General features: G+C 71.6%; 10 protein-coding genes. 8 read left to right on the top strand and 2 right to left on the bottom strand.

The genetic code is table 11. The features are described from left to right. The first annotated feature begins 6 nt into the window (after positions 1–6). The 4 genes from murJ to AB0C87_RS05275 all read left to right on the top strand — a co-directional run bounded on the left by murJ (position 7) and on the right by AB0C87_RS05275 (position 5,011). Positions 7–1,671 carry a murein biosynthesis integral membrane protein MurJ gene (gene murJ, locus AB0C87_RS05290; protein ID WP_360356178.1) on the top strand — a complete coding sequence of 555 codons (1,665 nt, stop codon included), beginning with the start codon at positions 7–9 and terminating at the stop codon, positions 1,669–1,671. A 164-nt stretch (positions 1,672–1,835) separates the two neighbouring features. Continuing rightward, the gene (locus AB0C87_RS05285; RefSeq protein WP_345182798.1) at positions 1,836–3,443 is read left to right on the top strand and encodes an AMP-binding protein; all 1,608 of its coding nucleotides are present in this window, start codon (positions 1,836–1,838) and stop codon (positions 3,441–3,443) included. A gap of 171 nt (positions 3,444–3,614) precedes the next feature. Beyond that, on the top strand, positions 3,615–4,238 hold the full coding sequence (gene sigM, locus AB0C87_RS05280) for an RNA polymerase sigma factor SigM (RefSeq protein WP_360576620.1): 624 nt from the start codon (positions 3,615–3,617) through the stop codon (positions 4,236–4,238). After that, positions 4,235–5,011, top strand: coding sequence for a zf-HC2 domain-containing protein (locus tag AB0C87_RS05275; protein ID WP_360576619.1), 777 nt, complete (start codon positions 4,235–4,237; stop codon positions 5,009–5,011). The genes sigM and AB0C87_RS05275 overlap by 4 nt, the downstream gene beginning before the upstream one ends. Positions 5,012–5,215: 204 nt before the next feature. Here AB0C87_RS05275 and AB0C87_RS05270 read toward each other — a convergent pair whose 3' ends face one another. Beyond that, positions 5,216–5,788, bottom strand: coding sequence for a dienelactone hydrolase family protein (locus AB0C87_RS05270; RefSeq protein WP_360356171.1), 573 nt, complete (start codon positions 5,786–5,788; stop codon positions 5,216–5,218). Positions 5,789–5,938: 150 nt separating this feature from the next. On the opposite strand from AB0C87_RS05270, the gene trxB reads away from it, so the two are divergent. Together trxB and trxA are read left to right on the top strand one after the other, a co-directional pair. Further along, positions 5,939–6,892, top strand: a complete 954-nt coding sequence (gene trxB / locus AB0C87_RS05265) for a thioredoxin-disulfide reductase (RefSeq protein ID WP_360356168.1) — start codon at positions 5,939–5,941, stop codon at positions 6,890–6,892. A gap of 113 nt (positions 6,893–7,005) precedes the next feature. After that, positions 7,006–7,320 (top strand): thioredoxin, encoded by a 315-nt coding sequence (gene trxA / locus AB0C87_RS05260; protein ID WP_345182803.1) that lies wholly within the window; start codon positions 7,006–7,008, stop codon positions 7,318–7,320. A gap of 82 nt (positions 7,321–7,402) precedes the next feature. Here trxA and AB0C87_RS05255 read toward each other — a convergent pair whose 3' ends face one another. Continuing rightward, positions 7,403–8,020 (bottom strand): GNAT family N-acetyltransferase, encoded by a 618-nt coding sequence (locus tag AB0C87_RS05255; RefSeq protein WP_345182804.1) that lies wholly within the window; start codon positions 8,018–8,020, stop codon positions 7,403–7,405. Between the two features lie 201 nt (positions 8,021–8,221). Between AB0C87_RS05255 and AB0C87_RS05250 the strand changes: the two genes are divergently transcribed. Next, positions 8,222–9,514, top strand: coding sequence for a PLP-dependent aminotransferase family protein (locus tag AB0C87_RS05250; RefSeq protein ID WP_360576618.1), 1,293 nt, complete (start codon positions 8,222–8,224; stop codon positions 9,512–9,514). Between the two features lie 23 nt (positions 9,515–9,537). Continuing rightward, positions 9,538–10,482, top strand: a complete 945-nt coding sequence (locus AB0C87_RS05245; protein WP_345182876.1) for a D-alanine--D-alanine ligase — start codon at positions 9,538–9,540, stop codon at positions 10,480–10,482. The last annotated feature ends 718 nt before the right edge of the window (positions 10,483–11,200 follow it).

Here is an 11,200-nt window from a genome sequence, read left to right as displayed (position 1 = left end):
ACGGTCGTGGACACGCCTCCGGCGCAGGAGGGCAAGGGCTCGTCCGGCATCCTGAAGTCCGGCGCGATCATGGCGGTGGGCACCCTCGCGTCCCGCGTCACCGGCTTCCTGCGCACGGCCGTGATCGTCGCTGCGCTCGGCACCGGGCTGCTCGCCAACTCCTACAACACCGCCAACACCATCCCCAACCAGATCTACGACCTGCTGCTGGGCGGCATCCTCACCAGCGTCATCGTCCCGCTCTTGGTGCGGGCCAAGCAGCGCGACCGGGTCGCCGGGGAGCAGTACGAGCAGCGCGTGTTCACCCTCGCGGTGATCGGGCTCGGCGTCCTCACCGTCGTGTCCGTGCTGCTCGCGCCGCTGTTCATCGACATCCTGGCGGGCAGCTACAGCGGCGACCAGCGCGAGGTCGCCATCCTGTTCGCCCGGTTCTTCCTCCCCCAGCTGTTCTTCTACGGCGTCGGGGCGTTCGCCGGGGCCGTCCTCAACACGCGCGGCAGCTTCGGCGCGCCGATGTGGGCGCCCGTCCTGAACAACATCGTGGTGATCGCGGTCGGCGGCGCGTTCCTCGCGATCACCACCGGCCGCGTCGACCCGTCCAGCATCACCGACCAGCAGCTCATGCTGCTGTCCATCGGCACGACCGGCGGCATCGTCCTGCAGACGGTCGCGCTGTGGCCGTCGCTGCGCCGCGTCGGGTTCCGGTGGCGGCCCCGGCTCGACTTCCACCGCGGCGAGCTCGGCGAGGTCGGGCGGATGGCGGGCTGGACGCTGCTGTACGTCGTCGCCGCCCAGGCCGCGTTCGCCGTCGTCACCGCGCTGACGAACAGCGCCGGGAAGCACGCGTACGTCCAGGGGCTCGGCGAAGGCTACGGGTACACCCCGTACTTCAACGCCTACCAGCTCTTCCAGCTCCCCTACGCGATCGTGGGGGTCTCGGTGATCACCGCGCTGCTGCCGCGGATGAGCCGGTTCGCCGCCGAGGGCAAGACCGCCGACGTGCGCGCCGCCTTCTCCAGCGGGCTGCGGCTCTCCTCCGTGATCATCATGCCGGCGGCGGCGCTGATGCTGGTGCTCGGGCCGGAGATCACCACCGTGCTGTTCGCGCACGGCAACACCAACGCCGACGACGCCCTGGTGATCGCGCGGGTCATGCAGATGTTCGCGATCGCGCTCGTCCCGTTCTCGATCTACCAGCTGATGCTGCGGGTCTTCTACTCCTACGGCGACACCCGGACGCCCGCGCTGATCGGCCTCGTCGTCACCTCCACGAACATCGCGATGGCGTTCACCGCCTACAACGTCCTCGGCCTCAAGTGGATCGTGGTCGGCATCGCGGGCGGGTTCGCGATCAGCAACGTGGTCGGGACGGTCACCTGCTGGCTGGTGCTGCGCCGCAAGCTCGGCGGCATGGACGGGCGCCGCGTCGTCGGCGGCCACCTCAAGCTGCTCGTCGCGATCTGGCCGCTGATCGGCTTCGCCTACGCGGCGCACACGGTCGCGGACGCGCTGGGCGGCATCGACACGATGGTGCCCGCGCTGGCCACCCTGATCGCCGGATCCGTCGGCGGCGGGCTGCTGTACGTGCTGTTCGCCAAGCTGCTGCGGGTGGAGGAGATCCAGACGACCATCGCGACGTTCGCCCGCCGGCTGCCGGGGCGGGCAAAGTAAAAAAGGACGCGCGGCGATAAGGCGGCCACTCGCGCGAGTAACCACTACCATGTGGGGGACTACGGCTTGCGGGGCGACACCCTGGGGAACGCAAAGAGGAGGGTCGGAGGCGTAAGCTGCCACGCCACGAACATGGGATCTGACCACCTGTGCAGGACGTTGCCGTGAGCACGTCAGTCATCGAGCCCGGCACCCGTCTCGCCGGCCGCTACCGGCTCGAGGAGCGCATCAGCGACTCGGGCGGCTCGTCGCTCTGGAAGGCCATCGACGAGATCCTCGCGCGGGCGGTCGCCGTCCGCACCTTCGACCCCGAGTTCCCCCGGATCGCCGAGGCGGTCACGTCGGCACGGTCGGCCAGCCGGCTGACCGACCCCCGCCTGACCCAGGTGTTCGACGCCGACGACTCGGGGGAGAGCGCCTACATCGTCAGCGAATGGGTCGCCGGCGAGACCCTGGAGGGCATGCTCGCCAAGGCCCCGCTGGAGCCGGGCCGCGCCGCGACCCTGCTCTACGAGGCGTCCGAGGCGATCTCCGCCGCGCACGCCGCCGGGCTCTCCCACCTCTGCCTCACCCCCCGCGACCTGGTCTGGACGACCGGCGGCACCGTCAAGATCCTCGGTGTCGCCACCGACGCCGTCCTGTGCGACCGCGAGTCCGACGACTCCGCCGCCGAGGACGTGCGCGGCCTCGGCCGGATGCTGTACGCGGCGCTCACCGCCCACTGGCCCGGTGACGAGGACGGGTCCGCCCTGCCGGCCGCGCCCGCGTCCGACGGCCTCCCGCACGCGCCCCGCCAGGTCCAGGCCGGCATCTCGCACGCGATCGACGCGATCGTCTGCCGCTGCCTCGGCATCGGCACGGGCGAACCGCTCGCGTCCCCCGCCGACCTGGCCAAGGCGCTGCGCGGCGTCCCGCGCACCCCGCTGCCGCTGTTCGCCGGGCTCGGCAACGCCCCGCCGGCCGCCCCGCGGCAGACGCCGCCGAGGCGCCCCGCGGCGCAGTCGGCTCCGCCGCAGCAGCCGCACCGGCAGCCCGCCCCCGAACCGCCCGCGGCCTCGCACGTCCCACCGCCGCGTGCGCGCGCCCAGCGGCACGCCTCACCGCCGCCCCCGCCGCCGGTTTCCGCCACCCGGACGACGCCCGCGCACACCCACGGCGGCCCGAAACGTCCGGCCAACCGCGCCCTGATGGGCGTCGCCGCGGCCGCGCTGACCGTCATCGTCGGGCTCGGGGCCTGGGCGCTGACCGGCCTCGTCGGCGACGACAAGCCCAAGGGCGGCGGCCCCACCGACAACGCCCAGACGAGCGCGCCGCCCAAGCCGACGGTCGTGAAGCTCACCCCGCAGCGTCCCCTGCCCGCCGAACTCCCCATGGGCGGTCACACCGACGGCGCGATCAGCAAGAACCTCGCGTCCGTCGTCGACGGCAAGCCCAGCGGCGACTGGGAGACCCAGAGCTACGCCGACGCCGACTTCGGCCGGTACTCCAAGGGCCTCGGCGTCCTGCTCGACATGGGCAAGCCCGTCAAGGTCGCCAACGTGAAGGTCTACTCCCCGGTGAGCGGCGGGGTGCTGCAGCTCCGCGTCGGCGACTCGCAGTCCCCGACCGACCTGAAGCGCGTCGGCGAGCAGACTCCCAACGGCGGCGAGGTCGCCTTCGCCGTGAACCCGCAGGCCACGGGCCGGTTCGTGCTCGTCTGGTTCACCCAGCTGCCCGGCGGGCCGTTCAAGGGGCGGCTCGGCGAGATCGCCGTCTACGGCGCGACCGGCTGATCACGTTCCGGCAGCGGGCAGATATGGGCTGTGACGTGGAGCGGCGCATGTCTGTATCGTGCCTGTGAGCAGTTTGTCCCCTCGCCCCCAGGATCACGTGGTGCCTTCCTCAGCAGCCGGCCGCGGATGCCCGGCGCCAACCGGGCGTCCCGAAAGAGAAGGCGGTCGCTCATGACGTCGGTGAGCATGCGTCGCGTAGGCGAAGTGCCCGACAAAGAGCTCCTCGCCCGGCACGCCCAGGGGGACCCGCACGCCTTCGCCGAACTCGTGCACCGCCACCGCGACCGCATGTGGGCGGTCGCGCTCCGCACGCTCGGCGACCCTGAGGAGGCGGCGGACGCGCTGCAGGACGCGTGCCTCTCGGCGTTCCGCGCCGCCGGGCGCTTCCGCGGAGACGCCGCCGTCACGACCTGGCTGCACCGCATCGTGGTGAACGCGTGCCTCGACCGCGTCCGGCGCAAGTCCGTCCGCCCGGCGACGCCGATGGGCGACGACGCGACGTTCGACGCCGTCGCGCCCAAGATGCCCGACCCCACCGACGCGCACGGCGTCTCCCTCGACGTCCGCACCGCGCTGGAGCAGCTGCCGTACGAGCAGCGGGCCGCCCTGATCCTCGTCGACATGATGGGCTACTCCGTCGACGACGCCGCACAGGTCATGGAGGTCCCACCCGGAACGATCAAGAGCCGGTGCGCGCGGGGCCGCGCCCGGCTCGCGCCCCTTCTCGTCCACCACCGGAACCGACGCGAGCCCAGGAACGTCGGAGGTGTGGAAGGAGGTGGCATGCCCAAGTGAACCCCGCGCACCTTGACTACGACGTCTTGGCCGACCTGGCCGAGGGACTTCTCGAAGACGACGAAGCCGCCTCCGTCAACGCACACCTCGACACCTGCGCCGACTGTCGTGAGCTGTCCGCCGACCTTGCGGACGTCTCCCGGATCCTGGCGGAGGCCCCGGTGCCGTCCATGCCCGCCGAACTGGCCGAGCGCATCGACACCGCCATCGCGGCGGAATCGATGCACACCGCCACCGTGGCGAGCCTGGAGCAACGGCGCGGAAGGCGGCATTGGCGGATACTGTCGGCGGCCGCGGCGACGGTGGTCGTGCTCGGCGGCGGAGCGACGGTCGGCAAGATCGCGCTGGACAGCGCGAGCAGCAGTGACAGCGCGGCGCGGCATCCGGCGCCGCACCGCTCCCTGACCGACCCGGGCTCGGGCTCGGGGGTGCCGAAGGCGGCCCCCGGAGATTCCGACCCCACGTTCAAGGTCGCCCAGAGCGGCACCGACTACCGGTCGGGCACGCTGGGCGAGCAGGTCGGCGGTGTCGTGGCGGGCGAGCAGCAGATGCGCGCCGAGACCGCCGCGCCGGACGCCCGGCTCCGCGGCTGCGTCGCCGGCGTCGCCGGCGAGCAGAAGCTCCTCCTTGTCGACCAGGCGAGATACGAAGGACGACCCGCGATCATCATCGCCGTGAACGGCGACCGCCCCGGCAGGCGGAACATCTGGGTCGTCGAACCGGACTGCTCCCCGCAGGCCCATCACCTGCTGAAGCAGCTGAAGAACGTCTGACCCGCCACGCCCTGATCGGGGCACTCGCGCACACCTGAGGGCCATGGACGGCCGATCCCGTCCATGGCCGCTCACGTGAGGCCATGGCCTGCCCAAGACGTCCTGTTCTCTCTATGACGCCCATTTTTCCGGCGAAGTTCGTGGGGCGTCGGCAGCGGTGACGGCGATCTTCCATCCCGTCGCGTCGCGTCCGCCGGGGCGTGCTCAGAGCGAGGCGAGGAAGTCCAGGGCGATCGCCCAGGCGCGCTCGGCCGCCTCGGCGTCGTAGTCGGGCAGGTCGGGGTCGGTGAACAGGTGACCCGCGCCGCGGTAGCGGAACACCTCCACGTCCGCGCCCGCCTTGCGCATCTGCAGGTACCACGCGTTGAGCCAGTCGACGGGCTCCCAGGTGTCGGGGTCGGCGACGTGCAGCTGCACCGGGATGTCGGTGGACGCGTCCTCCGCGATGTCGGACGTGCCGTGCATCAGCAGCAGCCCGCCCGCCTTCTCGTCGGCGAACGCGAGGTTCTGGGCGATGGAGCCGCCGAGCGAGAACCCCGCGTAGACGAGCCCGCCCTCCCCGGTCAGCGGCGCGGCGGCCACGACGGCGCGGCGCAGCAGCTCGTCCCGCCCGATCTCTTCCTTGATCTCGATCCCGGCCTCGGCGTCGTCGACGACGCGCCCGTCGTAGAGGTCGGGGGCGTGCACCTCGTGCCCGGCGGCACGGAGCCGGTCGGCCGCCTGGAGCACCGCGGGCCGCAGCCCGTACATCGAGTGGAGGAGGAGAATGCGTGCCATGGGGCCCAGCCTAGAGCGCCTCCGGGCCCCTCGGCGGCGGTGCGCGGCCCGGCGCCGCGTACCGGGGAATCTGCGGGCCCTAGGATCGGTTGACGCGACTGTGAGGCCCGGTCGAGCGGCACCGGCGGCCAACGAGGAGAGGCAAGAACTGTGAGCGACGTCCGTAACGTCATCATCATCGGCTCCGGTCCCGCGGGCTACACGGCCGCCGTCTACGCGGCCCGCGGCGACCTCAAGCCGCTGGTGTTCGAGGGTTCGGTGACGGCCGGCGGTGCGCTGATGAACACCACCGACGTGGAGAACTTCCCCGGCTTCCCCGACGGGATCATGGGCCCCGACCTGATGGACAACCTGCGCAAGCAGGCCGAGCGCTTCGGCGCCGAGCTCATCACCGACGACGTCACCGAGGTCGACCTGACCGCCGACCCGAAGGTCGTGAAGGTCGGCGACGAGACCTACCTCGCCAAGACCGTGATCGTCGCGACCGGCTCCGGGTACCGCGAGCTGGGCCTGCCGGACGAGAAGCGGCTGTCCGGCCGGGGCGTCTCCTGGTGCGCCACCTGTGACGGGTTCTTCTTCCGCGAGCAGGACATCGCCGTCGTCGGCGGCGGCGACACCGCGATGGAGGAAGCGATCTTCCTGACCAAGTTCGCCCGCTCGGTGACCGTGGTCCACCGGCGCGACGAGCTGCGCGCCTCCAAGATCATGCAGGACCGGGCGTTCGCCAACGAGAAGATCAAGTTCCTCTGGGACAGCGAGGTCGCCGCGATCCAGGGCGACGACCGGGTGACCGGCGTGACGATCCGCAACACCAGGACCGGCGCGGAGTCCGCCCTGGAGATCACCGGCCTGTTCATCGCGATCGGCCACGACCCGCGCAGCGAGCTGTTCGAAGGGCAGCTGGAGACCGACACCGACGGCTACCTGCTGGTCGACGCCCCCACGACGAAGACGAAGATCCCCGGCGTGTTCGCCTGCGGCGACGTGGTCGACCACATCTACCGGCAGGCCATCACCGCCGCGGGCAGCGGCTGCTCGGCCGCCATCGACGCCGAGCGCTGGCTGCAGGACCGGGACGCCGCCGAGACCGTCCCGCAGGCCTGACCGCCCCACCGGCCATGCGGCGCCGCCCGGCTCACGCGCCGGGCCGGCGCCGCGGCGGTGGGCTGCATCGGGCGGGGGAGCGCCCCGCCCCACGCGAGAACCGAAGGAGACCGATGAAAGCCGTGACCGACGCCGACTTCGCGTCCGAGGTCCTGGAGAACGACAAGCCCGTTCTCGTCGACTTCTGGGCGGAATGGTGCGGCCCCTGCCGGATGGTGGCGCCGATCCTGGAGGAGATCTCCAAGGAGCACGGCGACAAGCTCGACATCGTCAAGCTGAACATCGACGAGAACCCGCAGGTTCCGCAGCGGTACGGCGTCATGCAGATCCCGACGATGAACGTCTACAAGGGCGGCGAGGTCGTCAAGCAGATCATGGGCGCCAAGCCGAAGGCCGCCCTGCTGAGGGATCTCGCCGAGTTCATCTGAACCCGCACCGCCTCCCGCGGCGAGCGCGAACGCGTGGCCCGCACTCCACCCGGAGTGCGGGCCACGCGCCGTTCAGAGCGCCTCAGACGGGCCGCAGGGCCCCTTCGGGGGTCATGGATCCCAGCAGCCGCTCCAGCGCCACCTCGACGTCCTCACGCCATGACAGCGCCGACTTCAGCTCCAGCCGCAGCCGCGGGTACCGGTGGTGCGGCCGGACGGTCTTGAAGCCGACCGACAGCAGGTAGTCGGCGGGCACCATGCACCCGCCCTCCTCGCCCTTCAGGTCGCCGAACGCCTCGATCGCCTTCACGGCGCGGCGCGTCAGGTCCTTCGCGACCCCCTGGACGAGCATCCGGCCGATGCCGCCGCCCGCGAACTCCGGCAGGACGTGCGCCGTCATCAGCAGCACCGCGTCCGCGCTCACCGGGCTCGTCGGGAACGCCACCGACCGCGGCACGTACAGCGGCGGCGCGTACATGACGAACCCCGCCGGAACGTCGTCCACGTAAACGATCTTGCCGCAGCTGCCCCACTCCAGGAGGGTCGAGGAGATCCACGCCTCCTTCTCCAGGCCCGCGTCGCCGCTCTCCCGGGCCCGGTCCCGGCTCACCGGATCCAGCTCCCAGAACACGCACCCGCGGCAGCGGTGCGGCAGATCATCGAGATTGTCCAGCGTGATGTTGACGAGACGACGCGACACCGGGTCGGCACCCCCTGTTGCGATCCTCGCCCGCCGGCCTGGGACCCGTGACGGCGGAAGCTCCCGGCAAACCATCCGGGACCCGCGGGCATCGTATCGGACAGGAGTTTCCCCAATGCCGCGGCACGCCACACCCGAGCGCCCCGCCGCGGCGGTCATGACGTAGTTTGCAGGGAAGCCGAATCGCCCCGGAGGTGCCTCGTGGAACAGCACTCGCGTACGGATGCCTATGCGGATCGCTACGCCGCCCGTGCCGCCGGCATGGTGCCGTCGGAGATCCGGGCCCTGTTCGCGATGGTCTCCCGCCCCGAGGTGGTCTCGCTCGCGGGAGGCGCGCCCTACGTCTCAGCGCTCCCCCTCGACGCCGTCGGCCGGATGATCGGCGAACTCGTCGCCGGCAAGGGCGCCGAGGTCCTCCAGTACGGCTCCGCCCAGGGCGACGAGCGGCTCCGCGAGCACATCTGCGAGGTCATGTCCCTGGAGGGCGTCCACGCGTCCGCGGACGACGTGGTCGTCACCGTCGGCGCGCAGCAGGCGCTCGACCTCATCACCAAGATATTCGTCGACCCCGGCGACGTCGTCCTGGCGGAGGCCCCGTCCTACGTGGGCGCGCTAGGCACGTTTGCCTCCTACCAGGCCGACGTGGTGCACGTGCCCCTGGACGAGGGCGGCCTCGTCCCGTCCGCGCTGCGCGAGACCCTCGCCCGCCTCCGCGCCCAGGGACGCCGGGTCAAGTTCCTCTACACCGTCCCGACCTTCCAGAACCCCGCGGGCGTCACCTTCACCACGGCCCGCCGCGCCCAGATCCTGGAGATCTGCGCCGAGTACGACGTGCTGGTCATCGAGGACAACCCGTACGGGCTCCTCGGCTTCGACAGCGAGCCCATGCGGGCCCTCCGCGCGGACGACGCCGAACGCGTCATCTACCTCGGCTCGTTCTCCAAGACGATCGCCTCCGGGCTCCGCGTCGGCTGGGTGCTGGCGCCGCACGCGGTGCGGGCGAAACTCGTGCTGGCCGCCGAGTCCGCGATCCTCTGCCCGTCGAACTTCTCGCAGCTCGCCGTCCGCGAGTACCTCGCGACGCAGCCGTGGCGGGAGCAGATCAAGGACTTCCGGGAGCTGTACCGGGCGCGCCGTGACGCGATGCTGGAGTCCCTTGACCAGCTCATGCCCGACGGGTGCACCTGGACCCGCCCCGCCGGCGGCTTCTTCGTCTGGCTCACCCTTCCCGAGGGACTCGACGCCAAGGCGATGGCCCCCCGCGCGATCGCCGAGCGCGTCGCCTACGTCCCCGGCACCGGCTTCTACGCGGACGGCACCGGCCACCGGCACATGCGCCTGTCCTACTGCTTCCCCGAGCCGCACCGGATCCGCGAGGGCGTCCGCCGGCTGGCGGGCGTGGTGGAACAGGAGATCCGTCTCCGGGACACTTTCGGGAGCCCCCGCGGCGGGACGTCCACCGGCGTCCAGACGCCGGGCCCGGGCATCGTCTGACTGTTTCACGTGAAACGAGGAGCATCTTGGAACTGGGGCATGTCGTCGTTCTCGCCGGAGGGCTCTCCTACGAGCGGGAGGTCTCGCTCCGTTCCGGCAGGCGGGTCGCCGACGCGCTGCGCGCCCGCGACATCCCGGTCGAGCTCCGCGACGCCGACGCGACCCTTCTGGACTCCCTGACCGACGACCCGCCGGACGTCGTCTTCCCCGTCCTGCACGGCGCGGCGGGGGAGGACGGCTCGATCCGCGACGTCCTCGGACTCCTGGACGTCCCCTATGTCGGCGCCCGCCCGGACGCGTGCCGCGTCGTCTGGGACAAGCCGACCGCCAAGTCGGTGGTGCGGCGCGCGGGTCTGCGGACGCCCGAGTCCGTCGCCCTGCCGAAGGAGGTCTTCCACGACCTCGGCGCGGCGTCCGTCCTGGACCAGATCGTCCGCGGCCTCGGCCTGCCGCTGTTCGTGAAGCCGACCCGCGGCGGCTCGGCTCTCGGCACCTCCGTCGTCCACGAGGCGTCCGAGCTGTCCGCCGCCATGGTCGGCTGCTTCGCCTACGGCGACGCCGCCCTCGTCGAGCGCTACATCGAGGGCACCGAGGTCGCGGTCAGCGTCATCGAGCGCGACGGCGCCCCGACCGCCCTCCCCGCCGTGGAGATCGTCGCCCCCGGCGGACGCTACGACTACACGGCCCGCTACGACGCCGGCGACACCGAGTTCGTCACCCCGGCCCGCCTCACCCCCGAAGCGACCGCCCGCGCCGCCGAGGCCGCGATCACCGCCCACCGCGCCCTGGGCCTCCGCGACCTCTCCCGCACCGACCTCATCGTCTCCCCCGACGGCGAGGTGCACTTCCTGGAGGTCAACGTCGCCCCCGGCATGACGGAGACCAGCCTCCTCCCCCGAGCCGTCAGCGTCGCCGACCTGGACTTGGGCGAAGTATGCGAATCCCTCCTCCGCTCCCACCTCCGCTGACCCCACAGCGGAACCCGCTGGCTCGCCACAGTGACCCCCCTTGCGCACAACGCAACGGCCCCGCGCACGACGGCAAGGCGATCGACCGCGTGCCCTTCCAAGTGCTCGCCGAAGTTCCCACTAGCAAGTCACCCTGAACCGCCTACACCACCCCGTTCAGGTGCCGCCGCGGACGGCAGCCGCCGCTAATCGCCCGCCATGAAGACTCCGGGCTGAACTCGTCCGAGCGAGGCCCGCAGATGGGCCTAGATCTGCTCCCTAGCCCCCGTCGGGCGGAAGCGGCACTTGATCTCGACCTGCCCCACACTCGACCGCCTCCTGGCACTAGAGCGATCTACAAGGGCATCGGCTGACCAAGAGATCACCGGAGGACGGGCCCACGGAACACTCGGCCCGCGATCACGACGGCTCACTAGCAGACGAGGTGCAGCCGAGGGCGTTCGACAGCAGGGGCCACGGCACACAGACCCCACCGCCCACACAGGGCCGCGCCTCAGCCTCGTTCGCGCCGGGAAGAACGTCGATCGGCTTTCGTACGGGCCGACCAGGGCAAGGTCGCACAAGCGGCGAGGGCGGTATCAAGGCCCGGGTCGATCGCTCGCTCCGACCGCTCCCACCGCGATCCAACTTGGGATCGCCCTAGGCCCTGCCTCGGGCGCCCAGGCCGCATGTCTGCGAGCAAGGTCAAAGGCGCCAGAACGCCCCCTGAGGGCCCCGA

The organism is Actinomadura sp. NPDC048021 (assembly GCF_040653135.1).
GTDB lineage: Bacteria > Actinomycetota > Actinomycetes > Streptosporangiales > Streptosporangiaceae > Spirillospora > Spirillospora verrucosospora.
Note: the sequence above shows the minus strand (reverse complement) of the source record. Positions and strands in the feature narration are given on the sequence as shown.

What these genes read in the sequence shown, in the direction of transcription:
- sigM (WP_360576620.1), top strand. Translation starts at nt 3,615, where the DNA reads ATGACGTCGGTGAGCATGCGTCGCGTAGGCGAAGTGCCCGACAAAGAG.
- AB0C87_RS05270 (WP_360356171.1), bottom strand. Translation starts at nt 5,788, where the DNA reads ATGGCACGCATTCTCCTCCTCCACTCGATGTACGGGCTGCGGCCCGCG.
- trxA (WP_345182803.1), top strand. Translation starts at nt 7,006, where the DNA reads ATGAAAGCCGTGACCGACGCCGACTTCGCGTCCGAGGTCCTGGAGAAC.